The 19943-nt window shown below is 37.7% G+C and carries 16 protein-coding genes and 3 pseudogenes; 10 read left to right on the forward strand and 9 right to left on the reverse strand.

The genetic code is table 11. The annotated features are described in order from the left end of the window. Window positions 1-239: 239 nt before the first annotated feature. Window positions 240-1412: a replication initiation protein gene (locus FTU09_RS12530; RefSeq protein ID WP_127800989.1), complete on the reverse strand. Its 1173-nt coding sequence runs from the start codon at window positions 1410-1412 to the stop codon at window positions 240-242. 856 nt (window positions 1413-2268) lie between these two features. Here FTU09_RS12530 and FTU09_RS12535 point away from each other — a divergent pair. The 6 genes and pseudogenes from FTU09_RS12535 to FTU09_RS12560 form a co-directional block, all read left to right on the forward strand. Continuing rightward, entirely contained in the window at window positions 2269-3048 is a 780-nt protein-coding gene (locus tag FTU09_RS12535) for a ParA family protein (protein WP_179990956.1), read from the forward strand. A gap of 7 nt (window positions 3049-3055) precedes the next feature. Then, complete coding sequence (locus FTU09_RS12540) at window positions 3056-3967, forward strand: ParB/RepB/Spo0J family partition protein (RefSeq protein WP_119879449.1); 912 nt, start codon at window positions 3056-3058, stop codon at window positions 3965-3967. 430 nt (window positions 3968-4397) lie between these two features. After that, window positions 4398-4781 carry a transposase gene (locus FTU09_RS12545; RefSeq protein WP_179990955.1) on the forward strand — a complete coding sequence of 128 codons (384 nt, stop codon included), beginning with the start codon at window positions 4398-4400 and terminating at the stop codon, window positions 4779-4781. Continuing rightward, window positions 4778-5113, forward strand: coding sequence for an IS66 family insertion sequence element accessory protein TnpB (tnpB, locus tag FTU09_RS12550; protein ID WP_179990954.1), 336 nt, complete (start codon window positions 4778-4780; stop codon window positions 5111-5113). Before FTU09_RS12545 ends, tnpB begins: the two co-directional genes overlap by 4 nt. A gap of 74 nt (window positions 5114-5187) precedes the next feature. Beyond that, window positions 5188-6588 (forward strand): annotated as a pseudogene (locus FTU09_RS12555) (IS66 family transposase); the annotation flags it as partial. Window positions 6589-7163: 575 nt separating this feature from the next. After that, a pseudogene (locus FTU09_RS12560) lies at window positions 7164-7628 on the forward strand (reverse transcriptase N-terminal domain-containing protein); the annotation flags it as partial. 113 nt (window positions 7629-7741) lie between these two features. On the opposite strand, the pseudogene FTU09_RS12565 reads toward FTU09_RS12560, so the two are convergent. The 7 genes and pseudogenes from FTU09_RS12565 to FTU09_RS12595 all read right to left on the reverse strand — a co-directional run. Continuing rightward, window positions 7742-7963, reverse strand: a pseudogene (locus tag FTU09_RS12565) (cation transporter); the annotation flags it as partial. A gap of 176 nt (window positions 7964-8139) precedes the next feature. After that, window positions 8140-8334: a heavy-metal-associated domain-containing protein gene (locus tag FTU09_RS12570; protein WP_179990953.1), complete on the reverse strand. Its 195-nt coding sequence runs from the start codon at window positions 8332-8334 to the stop codon at window positions 8140-8142. A gap of 748 nt (window positions 8335-9082) precedes the next feature. Then, the gene (locus tag FTU09_RS12575) at window positions 9083-10348 is read right to left on the reverse strand and encodes a type II toxin-antitoxin system HipA family toxin (protein WP_000934717.1); all 1266 of its coding nucleotides are present in this window, start codon (window positions 10346-10348) and stop codon (window positions 9083-9085) included. After that, on the reverse strand, window positions 10348-10653 hold the full coding sequence (locus FTU09_RS12580; protein ID WP_000366814.1) for a helix-turn-helix domain-containing protein: 306 nt from the start codon (window positions 10651-10653) through the stop codon (window positions 10348-10350). Before FTU09_RS12580 ends, FTU09_RS12575 begins: the two co-directional genes overlap by 1 nt. A gap of 920 nt (window positions 10654-11573) precedes the next feature. After that, window positions 11574-11831 carry a hypothetical protein gene (locus FTU09_RS12585; RefSeq protein WP_004726728.1) on the reverse strand — a complete coding sequence of 86 codons (258 nt, stop codon included), beginning with the start codon at window positions 11829-11831 and terminating at the stop codon, window positions 11574-11576. A 349-nt stretch (window positions 11832-12180) separates the two neighbouring features. Continuing rightward, window positions 12181-12777: a putative adenosine monophosphate-protein transferase Fic gene (locus tag FTU09_RS12590; RefSeq protein ID WP_179990952.1), complete on the reverse strand. Its 597-nt coding sequence runs from the start codon at window positions 12775-12777 to the stop codon at window positions 12181-12183. A 12-nt stretch (window positions 12778-12789) separates the two neighbouring features. Then, window positions 12790-12957 (reverse strand): YhfG family protein, encoded by a 168-nt coding sequence (locus FTU09_RS12595; RefSeq protein WP_000946583.1) that lies wholly within the window; start codon window positions 12955-12957, stop codon window positions 12790-12792. A gap of 275 nt (window positions 12958-13232) precedes the next feature. On the opposite strand from FTU09_RS12595, the gene FTU09_RS12600 reads away from it, so the two are divergent. From FTU09_RS12600 to FTU09_RS13960, 4 genes are read left to right on the forward strand one after another with little or no spacing between them, the layout of a single operon-like run. Further along, on the forward strand, window positions 13233-13724 hold the full coding sequence (locus FTU09_RS12600) for a hypothetical protein (RefSeq protein ID WP_000943375.1): 492 nt from the start codon (window positions 13233-13235) through the stop codon (window positions 13722-13724). After that, window positions 13711-16050 carry a hypothetical protein gene (locus tag FTU09_RS12605; RefSeq protein WP_127800787.1) on the forward strand — a complete coding sequence of 780 codons (2340 nt, stop codon included), beginning with the start codon at window positions 13711-13713 and terminating at the stop codon, window positions 16048-16050. The genes FTU09_RS12600 and FTU09_RS12605 overlap by 14 nt, the downstream gene beginning before the upstream one ends. 4 nt (window positions 16051-16054) lie before the next feature. Then, entirely contained in the window at window positions 16055-19255 is a 3201-nt protein-coding gene (locus FTU09_RS12610) for a site-specific integrase (protein WP_127800785.1), read from the forward strand. A gap of 60 nt (window positions 19256-19315) precedes the next feature. Further along, the gene (locus tag FTU09_RS13960; RefSeq protein WP_372551473.1) at window positions 19316-19423 is read left to right on the forward strand and encodes a hypothetical protein; all 108 of its coding nucleotides are present in this window, start codon (window positions 19316-19318) and stop codon (window positions 19421-19423) included. 144 nt (window positions 19424-19567) lie between these two features. Here FTU09_RS13960 and FTU09_RS12615 read toward each other — a convergent pair whose 3' ends face one another. Beyond that, window positions 19568-19786 (reverse strand): hypothetical protein, encoded by a 219-nt coding sequence (locus FTU09_RS12615; RefSeq protein WP_000550047.1) that lies wholly within the window; start codon window positions 19784-19786, stop codon window positions 19568-19570. Between the last annotated feature and the right edge of the window lie 157 nt (window positions 19787-19943).

The following is a 19943-nucleotide window of genomic DNA, read 5'->3' on the forward strand; positions in this document are numbered from 1 at the left end:
GGATAATCTTTTTCAGATTCAATCAATAATTGAACCGCTCTTTCTCTGATTTCAGGGGTATATTTTGGTTTTGTCATTGGAACATTCTCTCAAGAAAGTTGGTCTCCGACAAACCCGGTACGGTTCAGTCTCAATTTTCACACTTTATGCAACAGAGTCGTTTTTATCCTAAGGTCCTTACCACTTGTATTCTTTACGAACATATATCTAAAAAGTGTAGCAAGTTGCTACACTTTTCGCTAGATCAACTCTTTACCAAAAATATCATTCAGTCTTTCACGAATACTATGGACGAATTCCGGATTACTTTTAAGTTTATGCTTCATATTTCGTTTAAAGTCATTCAACCCCATACCAATTTCAGCAAAATCCATTTGGAATAAAGTGTCATTAATGACAATATTTGCTTGAGAGTCAGTGAGGCATCCTACTTTTTTAAACCACTTCTTGAACTGCTGATAATTTTCATCATTATTAAAAATATACCAAGAACGTACATTCATATCGAATTTAGCCCCTAATTCTTTTACGGATGCATTGTCTTCAAATGGAACATCAAGATAGATTTTTTCAATCACTGCAAATTCATCCAGTGCCTTATCAGCAATCCGATGATGCAGTTTAAAATTCACACCTACAATTGGACGGCCTTTCTTAACGGTTTCATACTCTAACTGTAGATCTGTATTTTCGTTAATTTCTGCCACTATTTTGTCTAATACATAGCGTCTAAAATCTACCCAGCGATCATATTTGGTTTCATTAATATCAATCAGTGCTTTCAAGTTTTCTAAAAGTAATGGCACTTCATAACTCTTTTGATTGGCGTACTTAAATTCGTTTTTAATGAAATAAGTATAAAGACTCATACTGGCAACAGAATCTAGGGCAAAAAGATGTTTTAGCTGATAGGTAGTAAAATTACCCCCAGCCAGTTGAGTGAAATACGGCAACACCTCACTGGTAAAACGAATCTGAATCGCATTTTTAGAATCATCTTCCCATCTTAACTCACGGATAATGGGAACGACAGAATGTACTTTTTTAGTCTTTCTCTTACCATTATCAGCTGGCTCCTCAATAATAAAATGAGCTACCCGGGATGAAAGCTCTTTATAAATCCGATCTATTGCAACATTAATTGAATTACGTTTATTTAATCCTAGTAAATCTGCCAAATCATCCTTATACAAATAAATATAAGTTTGTTCGGTAATTTCACCATCTACCCTATTTTTCTCACTATAATTCGCAACCGCCATTGCATATAAAAGTGCCTTATATTCATTGGCTGATAATTCGATTGGGCGAATTAAACGGTTACTGGTACTGACAACGCCATTATGGCGAATGTTGCCTATACAGTAAGGAATATAATTCGATTCTTCTTGCAATGGTTCAGATTCTGTCATAACCGTGATATTTATAATTTAACTTAGTTTTTATATACAAAAGTGGAAAAACTTTCAAGACTTTCACCACAATATTCTAAAAGTGGAAAGTTTGTCATCAAAAAGAAGCATTTTAGCCGATTTCCTGCACTTAAAGTGGAATTAATTATAATCTTTCCACCCCATGATGACAGACCTTCCACCTTTAGTCTCGAAATTACAGTTCAGAAGGTCTATTTTTACTTTTTTCATTCAGGTCTAGTTAGGTTAAGTCAGATAAAAACCCTGATGTGACAAGGCTTCCACCTTTTTGTTAGATTTAAAAGGTATAACTGCACATATAATCATCAGGAAATATCCAATAAAAACAGATTATCCACAGGTTAAGAAGATACAGTGACAATCTTTCCACCTTTAAAGCTTAGTTATGAGACTTTATTAACAGCTTAAATATTTGTTTTTTAAATTATTTTTAAATAAAAATAGCAGTTATAAAAATAGTAGTGACAAACCTTCCACCCTAGTGACAGACCTTCCACTTTATAGTGACAAACCTTCCACTTTATAGTGACAGACCTTCCACTTTACGGTGACAGACCTTCCACTTTATAGTGACAAACCTTCCACTTTATAGTGACAAACCTTCCACTTTTAAAGTTACAAGCACTTGTTTTATATAATAAAAATATGATCCTAATTATTAATTAGCTAAATAACTAATTATTCTAATTTTTAATTAAGCTAGCTTAGTTAAAAATTTATTTTTTAAGTTGTTTTACAGCTGAATAAATAGGATTTATAAATTTAAAAACTATAGTAAGATGAATGAAAGTTATTTATATTACTAAACATTGAAATAAGGAAGCATCTGACACGCATGTCTGCAAAAATTATTACTGTTGCTAACCATAAAGGCGGATGTGGCAAAACAACGACTGTTGTACACCTAGCCTCAGAACTTGCCAATCTTGGCTACAAAGTTTTAGTCATTGATTTAGATCCTCAAGCAAACGCAAGTTTACACATTGGGATCCAACATCCAAGCGAAATTGCTGTCACTACAGCAGAATTACTAGTGGGCGATATTTCGTTGTTGGCAGATGCATTACAAGAAGAAACGAACTTTGAAAAAGTATCATTAATTTATGGTTCCTTAAATTTAGGAAAAACTGAAGATCAACTAAAAGAAGAAGCTCCCCGTCCTTCTGAAGAGTTAAATATCAAGTTAAAACTATTAAAAGATCTTTATGATTTTATATTGATCGACTGTCCACCTAGCCTTAAATTATTAACAAGCAATGCCTTGGCATCTTCAACACATGTCATTATCCCTATCGAATCAGGATCACAATATGGATTGTATGGGGTAACAGATCTTTTAAATCATCTTGAAAAAATCAAACGTATTAATCCAGATTTAGAGCTTTTAGGCGCTTTACTAATTAAGCATGATGAACGTCAGAATGTCTGTAAGCTGATTCGGGATGAAGCCTTGAAACAGGTAGGTAAAATTTTAGAAACCACAATTCCTCAAAGTACTAAAGTCAATCAAGCAGCGATTCTGCAACAACCACTTTTGAAAGTAGAAAAAAATTCAAAAGTACGTAAGGCTTTTGAAAGCCTTGCCAATGAAATTGTAGTGAAAATTAAAACCTGAGAGCATTATGGCAAGCACCAAAGAGCTTTTAGCTCAGAAACTGAAACAGAATACAGAAAAACATCAGCAAGCACAGAAAGACAATATTAAAGAGCCGAAAGAGTTTAGACGTAATGTCCCTATTGAGGATATCAGCCGAAGTCCAAACCAGCCGCGTAAAATATTTGAAGAGTCACAGTTAAAAGAACTGGCGGATTCTATTAATGAAATCGGCCTTTTGCAGCCCATTACAGTGCGTAAACTGGATAATCTGAAATATGAACTGATTGCAGGCGAGCGACGCTTACGGGCACATCAATTACTCGGAAAGTCTGTGATTGAAGCCATTATAATTGATGCAAATAATGTAGAAGCATCTTTGTTAACCCTGGCAGAGAATTTAAAGCGTCAGGATCTGACAGATTATGAGATTTTTATTGGCCTGAACTCACTTGATGAGAAATTAAAGAAAAACAAGCAACGTTTAGCCAATTCACTGGGTTTAAATCGCGAAGATATGTACAAGTATTTAGCATACGAAAAACTGCCGCAAGCAATTTTAAATGACCTTGATGTGGAACCAGGCTTGCTAGGCCGTACTGCTGCAACTGCATTCAAAAAATTTCTATCGGATCATCTTGAACAACTCTCTGAAGCCGAAGTGGCCTTACTCGGAGCTTGGGAAAAATTAAAAGACAAAAAACTCGAGCAAAGCAAAGTTACTACTTATGCTGAAAAACTATTGAGTCAGAATCCAGAAAAACTGACCACAACATCCGTGGTCAGAAAAATTGAATATGCCGGTAAGATTGCGGGGAATATCAAACTGAATCAAAAACAGCTTAAGGTTTCTCTGAATATCTCGGAAATTGACGAAGCCAGTCTCTTACAATTAGAAGATTTCTTAAAACAGCTGATTCAAAAAAGCGAAAAAGTGTAGCAAGTTGCTACACTTTCTTAGCACCCTGAAACTAATTACATCCTCATGCATTATTGAAATTTATTTTCTTAAGTATGCTTCTTTACATTTGGTCTTTGAGAGTACTGTTACTTCGGACTGAGATTAAATTCTGCCTTTCTTCTTGTGGAGTAGTTTTATATTTATCCGGAAATATTATATATGTCCATATAAGCACTCCCAGTTTTCAGGTTTTGTATCAAAATAATCAATTCTTATCAGATTTTTCGATAGGGAAGTATATGTGCTGGTGGAACATAAATAATTTGGTGGTGTTTCAAAAGGTATGCTGCCGTTAAAAAAATACGTTATTAAGGTAAAAGAAAGTAAGCATCCAGCTAACACAGCCTTACCAAGCGATCCTATAAGCCTTAATTTAGTTCCCACCTAAAAACAAGTGGGGACTTAATCTATGAACATGGATATATATTCAGCAACACCTCCTGTTGCTAAAAAACGCAGAACATACAGCAAAGAATTCAAATTCAGTATTGTCAATGCCTGCAAAAATCCTAATACCTCGATCGCTTCGGTCGCACTGCAACATAGTATTAATGCCAACCTTGTCAGTCGTTGGATCAGGATCTTCAGCCATCATGATGGTGCCGTGCAGGATCCTACTCATGTGAATCCAGCATTTATTGCTTTGCCTTACACTGCTGCAATCAGCCAACCTATTGATGAGAGGATCACGTTGTGTATCACCGTGCCTCATACGAATAATGATATTCAGCTAAAATGGCAGACATCAGAAATACCTGCCTTGGCAGAATTACTCAAGGCACTGGCAACATGATCCGTATCAATGAAATTTGGCTCTCTACCCAGCCCATGGACATGCGTGCAGGTATGGATACGACCATGGCTCAGGTGGTGAGAGCCTTTGGCTACATCAAACCGCATTGCGCCTACCTGTTCTGTAATAAACGTGGTCATCGTATGAAAGTGCTGGTACATGATGGACTGGGCATCTGGCTGTGTGCCAGGCGGCTGGAACAGGGAAAATTCCACTGGGCTCAAGTTCACCAAGGTGAAACCGTGGTCCTCAACCCGGAACAGTTACAGGCATTAATCCAGGGTTTGCCCTGGCAGCGCATTGGACGACAGCAAGTGGTAACAATGCTCTAAACCAAGCTCGGCTATTCTGCTATTCTCCAAACGTTCTATTTCATTCTCTTCATGACCTCAGGCATACTGCGGTCATGAATACGCTGCCTGACTTAAGCCAACTGACCCATGAACAACTGCTGGAATTTACCCGGCAGTTGGCGATGCAGCATCAGTCTCTGGCACAATCAAACCAGCAATTAGATGCCAGAGTTCAACATCTTGAAGTCACCAATCAGCAATTAGATTCTAAAGTTCAACATCTTTCTATTCTCAATCAAAAATACGAGCATGAACTGGCGCTGTTTAAAAAGCACAAATTCGGCAGTAAAAACGAACATCTCACTGCAAAACAAATCCATCTGTGGGATGAAGCGGTTGAAGAAGATATTGCCGCGGTTGATCTAGAACTGGAACGGCTAAATGCAGATAAAACCGATGCAGTGACACACAAAGCCAAAACCAATAAACCTAAACGTCGACCACTGCCAGATCATCTACACACCATCCGTATTGAGCATGAACCTGCATCAACCCAATGTGCTTGTGGCTGCCAACTCCGTCGTATCGGCGAAGATGTCAGTGAAAAACTGCATTTCAGACCGGCACAGTTCTATAAGGAACAGCATGTGCGTGGTAAATGGGTCTGTGATCAGTGTGACACTCTGACTCAGCAAGCGATGCCCGCCTATGTGATTGATAAAGGCATTGCTTCACCTGAATTGCTCAGCCATGTGCTGGTATCGAAGTATGCCGATCATTTGCCGCTGTACCGTCAACGTCTGATCTATCAGCGGGCGGGAATCGAGCTTTCTAGATCAACGTTATCTGACTGGATAGGTCGCTGCGGTGTAGAACTGGAGCCTCTGGCCAATGCCTTAAAAGAGGTGGTACTACAACAGCAGGTGCTGCATGCAGATGAAACACCGGTCACCATCATGCGGATGGGTGAGAATGATAAAAAACCGAAGAAAGGTTATGTCTGGGCCTATGCCACCACACAGTACAATCCAGTTCAGGCGGTGATCTATGACTTTCAGGATAGTCGTTCAGGCCAGCATGCTGCAGAGTTCTTGAAAGGCTGGCAGGGTTATCTAGTCTGTGATGATTACAGTGGTTATAAAGCACGCTTTAAATCAGGCCAGGTCATTGAGGTGGGCTGCATGGCCCATGCACGTCGTAAATTCCATGAACTGCATGTAACTGGGAAAAGTCAGGTCGCTGAACAGGCATTAGTGCTGATTCAGAAACTGTATGCGATAGAAGCAGAGCTCAGGAAAAAGACCGATGGTACAGCGGAAGACCGCCGCGAATACCGACAACAGCATAGTCAACCAGTGATGCAACAACTATATGAATGGCTCAACCAACATCATCTGACGGTGCCATCGAGTTCTCCCACCGCCAAGGCCATCAATTACACTCTGAAGCGTTGGCCAGCTTTAAGCCGCTATTTGGATGATGGCAATCTACCGATTTGCAATAATTGGGTAGAGGTGCGACACGAAGTCGCTTAATGAAGTTGTTCCCCCTGCGGGAACCACCCGTGTCACCGGGTGAATCTAGAAGGCTGAATAAAGAGCGCCTTCGACAATGTAACGAGGCACCGCAAGGTGCGGGGTATCAATCGTGAGAGGCGTACTCTTCTGGCAGCCATAGCCGGACAAGGGCTAGATAATCGGTATGGTGAACACATGTGAATCTGCGCAACGATCGTTAAATTGAACGAGCGGAAATGGCTAATACGCTCGAACCAAAACGGTAATGGAGGTGGGAATCGCGTCTTTCTACTACGCATTCGTGACCCATACGCCTCCCGGTCGATAGCAGGCACCTAAGCCGATGTACTTCAGTAAGCGGAACGTGGAAATCCCGTATTACCCCCATTGGGAAAGCAGTTTGCAAAAACTGCCCATGGTGATGCGGGCGAAGGAACGAGGAAAAAGCGAATGCCAGTCTGTAATGGGTTGGATAGAGGTTGAAACATTACCTCACGCGAAAGCGGGCTGACGTCCTTATGGTCTCTCATCACAAGAGAGTGTGTAGAACCCTTTTAATGGAGGGAGAGCAAATGAACGCAGCAGTATCAGCGTGTGCGCCTTCCAGCACATCGTGGGACAGCATCGATTGGATTGCTGTACAGCGTCATGTCAGAGGGCTGCAAGCGCGTATTGTGAAGGCGGTACAAGACGGCAGGTATAACAAGGCGAAAGCTTTGCAATGGCTGCTGACTCACTCGTTTAGTGGCAAAGCATTGGCCGTAAAACGAGTGTCTGAAAACAAAGGCAAAAACACGGCTGGGGTCGACAAGGTGACTTGGAATACACCCAAGGCCAAGACCGGTGCGATGATGTCGTTGAAGAGGCGAGGTTACACGCCCCTTCCGCTTCGGAGAGTCCTTATTCCGAAGAAAAATGGCAAGATGAGACCTCTCGGGATACCCACGATGAAATGCCGGGCCATGCAGGCGCTCCATCTGCTGGCTTTGGAACCCATCGCGGAGACCACTGCTGATCGGAACTCTTATGGATTCAGGGCTTTGTTGCACAAAGATTTCATAACTATATGATTTTAAAAGTTTTGATTGTTTTTTGATCCAAAATTAAATTTATTTAAATCAGATGCTTACATATTTATGCAACAAAGCCCTTCGTAGCCTGCTTTTTCTACGGCTTTAATTAAAGTAGCGCGATCAAGTGGTTGATGCGCATAAATGACTGCTTTTTCGGTAGCCAGATTTACATGAGCCGATTCAACACCCTCAACAGATTTTAAAGCTTTTTCCACACGGCCTACACAAGAAGCACATGTCATCCCCTCAATCTCTAATGTTTCACTGTAGTGTGGCGTATCAGTCATTTCGGTACTCATATACGATCTCTATCATTTAGATATGCTGAGTTCTATATGCGAAGATCAGCTCGAACCAAGATTAGGTGGAATTCAGGGATTACTTTTATTTCAAGCAAGTACAGGTTTTATCTGTACGATGAGGAAAATAAGAGAGTAAAAGTGGTAAGGAATTCCCACTGTTACTCTAACAGAGATTAAGCAGGATCAGCTGTAAATCCACGCTCACTGAGAGTGGCAATGACTTGATCCTGACTCACCGTTGTGTTGATTTCAATAATACGGTTTTGTAAATCAATATCGAGTGAGGCATTCGAGTCGAGCTCTTTAATTGCGGTAGTAATGCCGCGTGCACAACCACCACAAGTCATATTAGCGATGTGAAATTTCATATGTTGCTCCTTTTTAACAAAACATTTGTTTAAAACATTAGAACAGTAACTCTAAACTTTCACCATACAACCAGCCTTTTTCTGAATCAGTTACTCGCTGTAACTTGGTCTGTTTACAACCTTACAGTTTTCTTCAGAGTATTCCAAAGAAGAGTGTTCTAATGACTACAGTAAATAACACTAAATATAAAAAAAATGGAAGAATAATTTACTAAGTTATTGTTTTTAAGTTGATCCTTGTTTTATATGGGGGTGATAATAACTTCTGATTACTAGTTTTTACCTTAAATATACCGATTGAAAGATTCATTTAAAGGCTATGAATACATGAGTTTTACAGTTTGGCTAGGTCAGCATGAGTACTTTTCACAAGATTTAAGATCGACCATGAACGTGATTAAGTTATAGGGGATTGATGAAATAGTTTTTATGAATTTCTGGCTTTCTGGGCTGATTTTATCAAATTCATGTCTATGCAAAATTGCGACATATTTCTCGTGCTGGTAGTTATCCAGAGTTTGGTCTGCATCTATCCATAGTGCAGACCTTTTTTTGGTGACAGTTTTTTCTTAGTGATTTTCGATCTGGATGTAGTGATTTCACGTTTGCAGAATATATCTTGGCGGTGATCCATCTAATATTCGTGATTATAAAGAGAGCTAATTCACAGGTTCTACAGATTATGTAGCGACTAACTATATCAAAGTCTATTTGCAGTTGATGGTTGGCGCTTAGTTTATATTTACGCTTAGGTTTCAGTTAAAAAATCAATATTCTGTTGAATCCGTGATTGAATCATCTGTAGGGTAGATTCTCGAATTTGATGGGGATACAGGCGCTGCGCAATTTGACTAAATTGAAGTGCAATTTCACGCATGGTCAAGATGATCTCATCGACTTCTAGAGTAGTCAGATTAGCTTCTGAAGTACCGAGTTTATGTATGTCATTTCGGGAAATATTGAGCGCTTCTCCCATAATGTCCATTTGATGATAACCACCTGGACCCTCGCAGAAGGTCACATCATAGGCTGGAGCCAATTTCCATTGACCATTTTTCTCCATGAGAAATGAAAAGTTCTTAGTATGGTCATCCCGATTATTGAAAAGCACATTAAACACAGCACGTTTAAAAGCATGCAATCTTTCTCGTACATCTTGCGTACACATCAAGGTTGCCCGGAGAAAATTGCGATAGTCTAGGCTACCTGGAACTTTATAGTCTGCTCCTGTATATGCAGCCAAACTCTGCATTGGAATCCGCATACCATTTTGACGATCGAATCGTTTAGAAGCAAAAGCCGTTAAACCATTGGGCAAATTAAAGAAATGGGTATCTGGAGTCTCAATTGCACAAAGTCGCAAACATTCTGCATAGACGGCTTCAATGGCGCAGACTTCAGGATGCTCTTGCTGAGCAGGAAACTTAATCAGCCAGGCTTCATGTTGATCAGAATCTTGAGTCGAAAACTCTAAATTGACAGGATCTCGGTAAACCAACGCTTTTGGTCTGGCACCTTGAGGGGAGCCACCCATGACCAATAAATGCTGTAGAAATTCACCACCTTCACCTTTGAGTACTTCTTGAACTTCCTGGGCCAGTTGTTGTAAAGGGATATTTTCTGAGGTTTGCATGTCAGCAACACAAGGTTCAAAGGAGAGGGCACCCATTGCGTGACTACTAATATAGGTCAGACGCTCCAAAGGTCCAATTCGTGCTGAATTTAAGCCAATTTTTTTGAAATATCGATCCATCAACATCATGCCCCAACCATCTGGTAAAGCGTCATAGACTGGACCTGGGAGTCCCATTTGATGAGTAGGAAAACCTTGTCTGAATGGTAGACCTTTTAAAGGCAGCAAGTAAGAAGAGAGCTCAACACCTTGCTGTATTGCTTCTGGACTATATTCAAAAGCAATGGTGGGTCTACCTGTCGTGGCTGTTGAACTAATCAGCGTTCCCCATAACCATGATTCGCCCCAACCGTTGTAATAAACATTAAGTCTATTGAGCATTATCCCTTCCTCTTAATACGGTGGCGCTTACTTTGACTCTCATAGCGAAGAATGTCATTCACACTGTTAAGCTGAGGTTTAAATAGTTCCTGAAGTTCGTTTAATCGACCCAAGACCATTGCAATACGGACTAAATTTTCAACAGATACATTTCGTCCCGCTTCAAGATTCGAAACTGTATTCACGCCGACACCAGCGCGTGCTGCTACCTCAGCTTGAGACATCTCCAGAAAGAGTCGTTGCTTACGTAAACGCTCACCTAAAAGAGTCACAACTTCTTCTGGTTTAGTGAAATATAAATCCATTAAATTGGGTCTTAAGAATGAATAATTTAATTAAATCACAAAATAATGGAATTAATCTATAGCTATAGTGTGGCTAAGGAGGGCTTTGTTGCACAGCACATCAGAAGGGTAGGTATAGTCCTTGGGTATCGGTTACAGAAAATCATCAGGATGTACTTTGACTGATTGTTGATACGGAGATTTCAGTATTTTCATTTTTCCTAATAGGTCACATTACTTAGAAAGGGTTCTTCGAAAATTAGTTCATACTTTAAAAATCCTATAAATATTGAGGATATTTTCTTAATGCTTTCAATATAGCATGCGGCTATATGTAACTCGAACGGGCTTAATCTGCCTTTCAGTATAAATTTTTTGGGCGTGAGAGGGGAGAGGTGTGAGGGCAAGCAATTTATATCGTGGATACTTCTAAATTACTTATGTAATAGAAGGTGGTAAACATGGATTTAGAGGTAATAACACTAAATATAAAAAAATTGGAAGAATAATTTATTAAATTATTGTTTTTATGTGGTTATTGGTGATGTTATGAATAATAATAACTTTTTTCTTGATGAATTTTACCTAAAAAAATTGATCAGATAATTTTCTTTAAATGTCATGCATACATAAATTTGACAGTTTGAAGGGATCGGTATGTGCATTTTTCACAAGGTTAAAGATCGACCATAAATGTGATAAACGGCAGAGGATCATTGAAAAATGAATGGATTTAAACACTACATGTATGCACGAAAAAAAGTATCGCTGCGGTTCTGCTGACAGGCTGTATTGAGCATTGAATGCAAATGATGTAGTAATTGTCTACAGGCTATAGGACCAGCATGAAGAAGAATGAAATGTAGTTGCCAATTTATAACCTTGGTTGAAAAGCATAGCATTGTTATTCGGAGAAGTGAGGTAAGCCATCCTTCTCTTATTCATTTAAAATGATTCTTACTCAACTGATCTCGACTCATGGGCTGGTTCCAATTAGACGGATAATAACTTCCATCCCCTATCTTTTTCTTACCACATTTCTTGCATTTAATCCCTTCTTTGGAGATTTGATTCAGCATCACTGTTGTCGGTTGAATCAAATCAATGACATAGTTCGTTGGTTCAGGAAAAGCAGAAGAGGCTGCTTTATTGCAAAAGAGAACATTCGGATCAAATGGATTGGATTGCACAAAAGCCATGATACAGCCACAGAGTAATTCACCTGCATGTAATCTGTAACATCCATTCAGGTCATCAGACGAAGATTAATCTGAAATTTAAGCACTAAACACCATAAATCTATGTATGGGCAGACTTTTTTGAGACATATGTTGATAAACATGCGGCAAGTTACATTGCTTAAAAGTCTATCTAAGTTAACGATCTATTCAATTCTGGATAAGTAATCTGAATATTACGATCCTAAATTACCCGAAGAGTATTAAGATTTCTAAGAATCGTGATTGTTGGTTTATTTGGGAAATTAATCAGTGGATTGAAGCAAAGATGATGGCTCATTAAGGATTGTGGGCTTCGACTACTTAAATTTTAGGTATTTTGAATAAAGCATATTTCAAAAATCTTAATTAATGGATTTAAATTACCATAAAAACCTTCAATATTGGCTTGAATCCATTGTTGTTGAGAGTCAATGCGAGACCAATCAATACCATAACCACAATGAGCAATCAGATGCTCAAAGAAAATCCGTTGTGTACGTCCATTACCTTCACGGAATGGGTGTATGACATTAAGCTCACAATACAAGTCGGCAAGTTGAGGAATCAGTTGTTGTGGTGCTAAGCCTTGAAAGTATTTTTTTTCTTGAAGCGGTTTGAGTAGTTTATTGGTTTCAATTTCAATACGGGAAAAATTACAAAAACGGGTGTCACCTTTGGAAATATCGATTTGTCTTAACTTTCCTGCCCAGTCGTATAAGTCGCCAAAGAGCTGCGCATGAATTGATTTTAAGTATTGTAAGTCGTAAGGTGGTTCAGCATATTCAATTAAGTTACTTGCCAATCCAGACAGTTCTAGTTCAGCTTGTTCTAAAATTTGTTCATCACGAATATTGAGTTTGTTCTTTAGGATATTTGTGCCAGGGTAACAATACAGGCTGTCACCCATTTCCCCATATTTATCCATACATGCACCTGACTAAGATTCGGGTTGCGAATACTTCTTATATTTTTGCAAGATTTCAGCTTTACTTTGTTGAGTTGTTTGAGCTGTCGTTGTAATGCCTTCAAGCTTTAGGCTGGCTTGATAGTTTTGCGAACGTGTCGCTTGAATATATTTTCTTTTCTGTTCAGTGGTTCTGAGCATTTCGAAACTCCATTGATGCTACACGTGAAGTAAGTATAGCAGAGAATCTTTTTGATCAATGCTGCATACACAGCATTTCTAAAATGTAATACAACGGTATTGTTTCATGTAATAACAGAAAACTAAAAAAAAGTGGAAGAATTCTTAAAATTTAGACCGTCATAGATAAGCAAACCGTATGTATTTGTTGAGAATTGTAATTTTGAGAAAATTTAGTTGATAAATTAAATGAAGTTTCATATACAAAGATATGCTCATTTTTTAAATCGATAAAAATGTTAAGATTTGACTATTTGGTAAAAAATATAGAAATTTTTATGGGGCAATTTATCATGCCCTTTTGCTTTGACCGAAAAAATGTTCAACTTGAGATAGTAAAAATTAACTCAGAACTACTGAAAATCAAAAAGATTAAACAGAGTCAGAAAGTAGTAGTACAAGCAAAGTTCAAAATAATCTATGTGAAAATTTGGCAAAAAATCTTGCTATTGATGCAAACGGAGCCAGGCTTACGTGTGCATTCTAATTATGTTGCAATCTTACAGTTGATACATAATCTTGATGATTTTATCGAAAAATCACAACAACACTTGTGCTTTGAAAGAAAAGCTCAGAAAGAACTGGATGCTAAATTTTTTGCAAGATTTTTTAAGCTAACAAAGAATTCAATAAAGGATCAACTTTTACCAAATCGTTCTGATCACAATGAATTTAAACAATGCAACGTGATAAAAATATTAAGCGAAAATGAATATGCCAAACATTGAAACACAAGAGCAATTCTTAGATTTAGCAGAAAAATATCAACAAGATTATTGTCTATTACGTGATGATATTGTAAATACACAATTTGTCGATCTATCAGATGATTTGTATAAAGATGTCTACGCTCTATACAAATTAGCACAACAAATTTATAGCTATATATCAGGCTCCAGACAGATCGGTAAGTATTCTTTTTTAGCTGCTGTGAGTTTTTTTGCATGTCCAGATTCTAGTAATACACAAGAGCTGTCATCGCAACGTTATTTGATTCTACAAGCGAGTTTTTTAACATATCGGCAGTATCAAGAATTTGCAAAAATTGATAAAGCTGAGAATAAGCAAAAACATGTTTGTGACCTATTACGCTATGTCTCACGATATGTGCTGGATTCTAATCATGCTGAATTATTTCATGAATGTAGTAAGCTGCTAAATTGTTATGTCACGTACGAACGTAATTTGAAAAAAGAGGATCGTAATCAACTTTTTAATATTAAAGATTTCGAACAAGTACAAGTCATAGAGTATTTATCGGCTCTATTAATAATTTTTAAAAGACTAGATGATCGTCGTGTAGTTCATCGTCAGCGTAAGTCAAAAAAAAGCAAAGTTTTGCAATGGCCGACGAAAAATGAACTCAAAAAATTTCGTGAAATTAAAACGGGTAAGCAAGTAGATATTGGACATAACGCAAAGATTAGTATTTATGATGCCGCTCTTCACAAAGATGAAGAGGGTGAAGTTGATCTATTAGATCCTGAAATGGAGTTTTATTCAGAAGATGAAAAGTCTAAAAATTTAAATTATATACTCAGCGATAATGCGACGCATCTAATGCGGCATCGCCAGCGCCGTCATGCTCCTTTTGTTACAAATCCACATTATTTGGCGCCAGATATACTGAAGCAAATTGTTTATGTGTTGAGAACCGAGTTATCCGGGCACTGGAGGGATGCTGCAATCGCTGCAGCATGTTTATTGTCACTTTTGACGGGATTATCACCCGTCGCACTGATGGATTTTAACGAGCTTATTCAAGATGGAATTTTGATCCAGAATGGTTCAAGTAGACGTCGCGAATATTTACTCAAATTAAATCTTAAAATTACAGAGCAGAAGATTAAGAGCTTAAATCATGTGCGGTGGAATGAAGTGATGACACATCAACTACATTTACCTTCTGCTTGGTTTGACTATATAGAACAAGCATCGAATCCACTAATTTCATCAACACACATTAATACGAAACTTAAGAATTGGCTTGATAATCGGTTTGTAGGTTCGATCACTGTAGAAAAACTGCAGGCTCAATTATATTTTCATATATATTATGAAACATATAATGAATATCTTGCTCATGTAATTGCTGGGCGGGATAGTCAGCATCACATGCCTGGTATCTATTATGGCGGGCTACCGAAAACTCAACTCAGTAGCACATATCTAGCCTTTTTAGAAAAAGCACTTACACCACATTCCACACATTTTACTGAAGACACGGCTGAACTAAAAATATTGCAACAACAATTCAAAGTGCAATCTGCATTATCTATAGGAAGGATAGGGAGCCAACTGGCACTTGAACCCAATTTTGTGAAAGAGCAATTCCATATTTTACATAGACATTGTCACGAAAACATCCAAGAAGATAAGCACATTATTAATCAACTTAATGCATATGCGTGTTGGATGTGGCATATCAGTTTGTTGAGTTTGGCAAGTCGGCCTAAAAAAAACCTGTTGGGGAATTTGGATGATTATTGTGTTGAGCTCAAGCTTTTATATGTGAATGATAAAAAAAATAGTAAAGCAAGAAAAGATGGTCGTTTTATCCCTTTATCTGATTTTTTCATAAAAACACTGCAAAATTACACTGCCTTTTTAGAACAAATTATTGAAGCGTACGGTTCATTTTTTAGACAAGTCTTTGCAAAGAAGAAGATAACTGTAAATGATCTTTTTGGTAAGGTCATTTTTAGTAAAGATATCTTGCCGATAACTGTCAAAGAATGGCAGAGCAGGAAAATTAAGTTAATCCCTTTATCGAGAAAATGGGTGAATTCATATATGCAAGGAGTCTTTCCAAAGAATATGTATTCGAATTGGTTACGTCATTTTGACATGAACTTTTTGATGCATGAGCAGCAAGAGGGTAAACCAGCATTAGCTTTTCACTTAATTCAGGCCCTGTATGGTCATGACCAACGTGACCGAGAGGCTTTTCATCCGCATTCTTCACTTATCCCGAATGTCTATGTACAGCAAGCCCGCCAGCAATTGCAAGATAATGTCAAATCTTTATCGATTAAACACTTAGAGCGAAAATAGTTGTATGCAAAAAATCAAAGAACTAATAAAACCACAACTAGATGATCTATTTGTTGATATTCATAAAATGGTGAAAAAGTCGCTAGATAGACAGCCTTCTCCACCTGAAGTATTGACGAAAGAAATGCAGCAAAAACTTGATCAGCAGATCGCTGAAAAATGGCATGACATTAAAGATAGTGTTGATTGTTTGAGTCAAAAGTTGAGCCGAGACGAACAATCAAAACTGATGCAATTTACTGAAGATGAATTTAATAAAAGAAGGAAGCAATTCAACCAGAATGTAGATAAAAAATCATACAGAATTAAGCTAAATCCACATACTAAACGGATCGTACTGCCTAGAAAAATTGAGAGTACAGAGTCACGGTTAGAACAGGGGCATCTACATATCCATGTACTTAAGGAATTAAGGCAGTATTGGCAAGATTCATTTGAATATTGGAATGAACCAAAGTACTTATGGGGAAATTTATGCTTAAGTTTTATATATATTTCAGGCTGTGCAGATGAACAGCATTTGATTGCTATTCAGAAGCAATTGCAGGAGGCCATTGAGCTTGGTACAGATCTGAATTGTTTTCGGTTATACCATTCGGACTACAAAAAAATCACTAATCCATTGTTACTACATTATCGTGTTGAAAACTCTCAATATGGCAACGATGTAGAACAGGGAAAGTTGTACCAATGGAAACATGTTTTTTTTAACCCATATGCGCAGTTCATTTTGCAATATTTAAAAAAGTTGAAAGCTGCTCAGAAAGAATTTTGTCTGCAACATTCAGTTGAAGATTGTATTTTAGAAAGCTTGAGTAAGATAGGCAGGAAAAAAAGTCTTGGGGATCTGCAATATCAAATTAAACGCCGTGGATTTCGTGCATTTAATGATGTGCAAATGGTACTCGAATTTAATCCAAACCTCAGCATAGATATATTTTTGAGTAATGTGCTTCAGCAAGAGATTAATACTGTTGCTTTAAGGCCATCCGAATTTAGATTGCTGTGGAATAATGATTACAATCAAGTCACAGAACCAGATAATCGCCCTATTCATTTTGAACAAGAGCAGTTACTTCCTGAAGTTCCGACTGTTCAAAGCAAATTACAAACGATTCCGTATGAGTTGATGTTGTTTGGTCAAAAGAAACGTAAAGGTCAAAAAGTTGAGCGTTTAGATAAAAAGAGGAATAAAGAAGAACGCACGCTACGTTTTTGGCAAGAAACTAGAAGGGTGTTAGAGGAGAAGATAGTTGATGCTAATACGGAGGAAAAGTCTTTAATTGATGCTCAACTACGCTTAATTCACTGGTTAATGCATTTAAAAAAACGAGGGCTTCAATTATCAACTATTGAAAGCTACTTAGGATCGTTTGGCAAAGAATTTATATTTGAGATTTGGCTCAATAAATTAGATTTAAAGCAACAATCCATAGATGACTATGAGGATTTATATCGGCAGCTATTGAAATACAGCAGTGAACGTGATGAAAAAGCAGTTCAACGAGATTCGGTGAAAGGAAAAACCTCTCGTAAGATGCACCAAAGCGCAGAATACCGTTTTGGTCGCCTAAAAGATTTTCATCAATTCTGTATAGAGAATTATGATGCTCCAGGGGTATTGGTGTTACAGAATTCAAGTTTTAAGCATTTACAAATTTGCAATGCACGGCTAGTGAGTCCTTTGCTATTTGGCAAATTATTGGAAAAACTAGAAAATTTAAGTCAAGAGCCAACGGCATCAGAGTGGGTCGATCATCTGAGTTGTTTAAAGCTGATGTATTTACTAAGTTATAGAACTGGACTTCGATTAAATGAAGTTCGTTGTCTTAAAATACAAGATATTATTTGCCCAGAGCTACTTTATAAAGAAAAAGAAAATACAGTTTTTAATAATATCACGCTTCATATCCAAGACAATTCATATCGCCGTCTGAAAACGCGAAGTGCGAATCGTCAAATACCATTGAAAATTGCATTGTCAGAACATGAGTTTTTAGTAGTACAACGTTACATACAACATCGTTATGAGCAATATTTGGTTAATCAGCAGGATGATCTACTTTTTAGTGTGAATCATCGTGTATTAACTGATCAATGTATCAGCAAAATTACAGTAGATTTGTTTAGTCAAATATTAGGTATGCATCATGGCTTTAGTTTTCATACATTACGCCACAGTGCTGCTAACTATCTAGCAATAACTTTGCTCGGTTCAAAAGAAATGATCAAGACCTACACAGATTGTCCTTGGGTAAAAGCAAAAAAGATGAGGGATTTATTGTTTGGTATGAAAGCACGTGCTCAAGAAGAGATTATTCAACATAAATGGCAGGTGCTCGCCTCTTGGATGGGGCATAGCAGTATTGAGCAAACGGCTTCAAATTACCTTCATGTTTTGGATTTATTAGCAGTCGATCGAATTTATAATTCGCCGTGTATCATTTCAAAAAAAGTATTAGAACAGTGTTTTAGTCCAGTGAAGTCAAGTACAGACTACATAAACCTAAATCGTTATACTCAGCAGCAGAAATGGTTTAATTCTTATCAGCAAACACAGCCAGTTACGATGGCTGGCCGACAAGAAAAGAAGTTTAGTATAGAGAAGAGTACTCTGACACCTTTTCAACGTTTGATAAGTTTTAGAGAAGGTCGATTAAGCGAAGATACCCAAGCTCAAGAATGGATGCAACGATGTCAATGGATGAGCACTAAATGGATGGATCGCCAAAAATTTAATTTAAAAACGAATTATGTTTATAGTAAGAATTTAGAAGAGAGTTGGTTTGATGAACTTTACGAAAAGGCTAAAAAACTGACTCGTCCAGATGAAATAATTCCTCTCCTTGATTTTCATTATAAAGATGATAGGCAGCAAGATGCACTGAAAGAAAAGAACATGGTTAAGGCGCTTAAAATATTATTATTATTTGGAAAACTGCGTAAGAATTTTCTACATTTTCAATGCCGAATGAAAGGTGATGAGCAACAAATTGTTAATTTTATTACTGGTATAGAGCCAATGTTAGGAGATCATCTGTATTTAGAAAAACAAAACTACCCAGTTAATTTGGATGCTCCTGAGCGAACCGTTAAATTTAGTTTTCAAAGAGTTGTCGGCTCTAACAAAAAAAATGTTACTCCGCTGGTTATATTTAATTTAATGTTAAAAATGATGCAAAAAGATGAACTCTGGATCAAATAGCCTAAGCATGTTAAAGGGGAATTGTTTAGAAATTTCCCTGTTTATAAGTAAACTGCCTTTATGAAAAGCACCATGCTGACTTGGATTAATAAGCGGAATGTAGTATCACAGTTTGATCGCTGGATTTACGAAAATGGTGTGAAGATTAGCGGTATGGTAAATCGATGAGCTAAAGTGTTGTAGTCCAAACTCGATCTGACAATTACCCATTTTTTAGTGTGCCCGTCAGGTTAAATTTGAACTGAATTTTTCTCAGCCCAAATTCATTTCCAATCAAGTTATGTTTCAAGTGGCGTGCGAACACTGCACAATTTAATTCACGGTGCCTAAGACAGGTATCAACTTCGGACCAGCCATTCTAGCTTTGCTAATGATTTCCACCAGCTCATCATAAGTCAGTTCAAACTTATCCTCACTATCAAATACATAGACCATATTCTTGCCTTCATGTTCAGGTGGAGTAGGTGGTACAAATCGTTTCGGGATAAGAATTTGTGCGAGTTGTTCGTCAGTTAATTTAAATAAGTGCATGTTTTTATCCTACTGTTCCTTAAAATGTATTCAAACATACTCAAGGACTAATTCGCACTCTGTTAATGTCTTGTTGCCAAGCGTGTAACTAGAGCCTGAGTCGGTCAGTTCCGACTTGTAGCGGTCAGTCCGTTCTTGCAATATACGCTTTACAGTT

Source organism: Acinetobacter sp. YH12058 (genome assembly GCF_013419805.1).
GTDB classification, from domain to species: domain Bacteria; phylum Pseudomonadota; class Gammaproteobacteria; order Pseudomonadales; family Moraxellaceae; genus Acinetobacter; species Acinetobacter towneri.

Bases quoted from the DNA above. Each gene is read 5' to 3' on its own strand.
- FTU09_RS12540 (WP_119879449.1), top strand. From the start codon at position 3,056: ATGGCAAGCACCAAAGAGCTTTTAGCTCAGAAACTGAAACAGAATACA.
- FTU09_RS12545 (WP_179990955.1), top strand. From the start codon at position 4,398: ATGAACATGGATATATATTCAGCAACACCTCCTGTTGCTAAAAAACGC.
- FTU09_RS12590 (WP_179990952.1), bottom strand. From the start codon at position 12,777: ATGGATAAATATGGGGAAATGGGTGACAGCCTGTATTGTTACCCTGGC.
- FTU09_RS12600 (WP_000943375.1), top strand. From the start codon at position 13,233: ATGTTAAGATTTGACTATTTGGTAAAAAATATAGAAATTTTTATGGGG.
- FTU09_RS12605 (WP_127800787.1), top strand. From the start codon at position 13,711: ATGCCAAACATTGAAACACAAGAGCAATTCTTAGATTTAGCAGAAAAA.
- FTU09_RS12610 (WP_127800785.1), top strand. From the start codon at position 16,055: ATGCAAAAAATCAAAGAACTAATAAAACCACAACTAGATGATCTATTT.
- FTU09_RS12530 (WP_127800989.1), bottom strand. From the start codon at position 1,412: ATGACAGAATCTGAACCATTGCAAGAAGAATCGAATTATATTCCTTAC.
- FTU09_RS12585 (WP_004726728.1), bottom strand. From the start codon at position 11,831: ATGGCTTTTGTGCAATCCAATCCATTTGATCCGAATGTTCTCTTTTGC.
- FTU09_RS12575 (WP_000934717.1), bottom strand. From the start codon at position 10,348: ATGCTCAATAGACTTAATGTTTATTACAACGGTTGGGGCGAATCATGG.
- FTU09_RS12570 (WP_179990953.1), bottom strand. From the start codon at position 8,334: ATGAAATTTCACATCGCTAATATGACTTGTGGTGGTTGTGCACGCGGC.
- tnpB (WP_179990954.1), top strand. From the start codon at position 4,778: ATGATCCGTATCAATGAAATTTGGCTCTCTACCCAGCCCATGGACATG.
- FTU09_RS12580 (WP_000366814.1), bottom strand. From the start codon at position 10,653: ATGGATTTATATTTCACTAAACCAGAAGAAGTTGTGACTCTTTTAGGT.
- FTU09_RS12595 (WP_000946583.1), bottom strand. From the start codon at position 12,957: ATGCTCAGAACCACTGAACAGAAAAGAAAATATATTCAAGCGACACGT.
- FTU09_RS13960 (WP_372551473.1), top strand. From the start codon at position 19,316: ATGAAAAGCACCATGCTGACTTGGATTAATAAGCGGAATGTAGTATCA.
- FTU09_RS12535 (WP_179990956.1), top strand. From the start codon at position 2,269: ATGTCTGCAAAAATTATTACTGTTGCTAACCATAAAGGCGGATGTGGC.
- FTU09_RS12615 (WP_000550047.1), bottom strand. From the start codon at position 19,786: ATGCACTTATTTAAATTAACTGACGAACAACTCGCACAAATTCTTATC.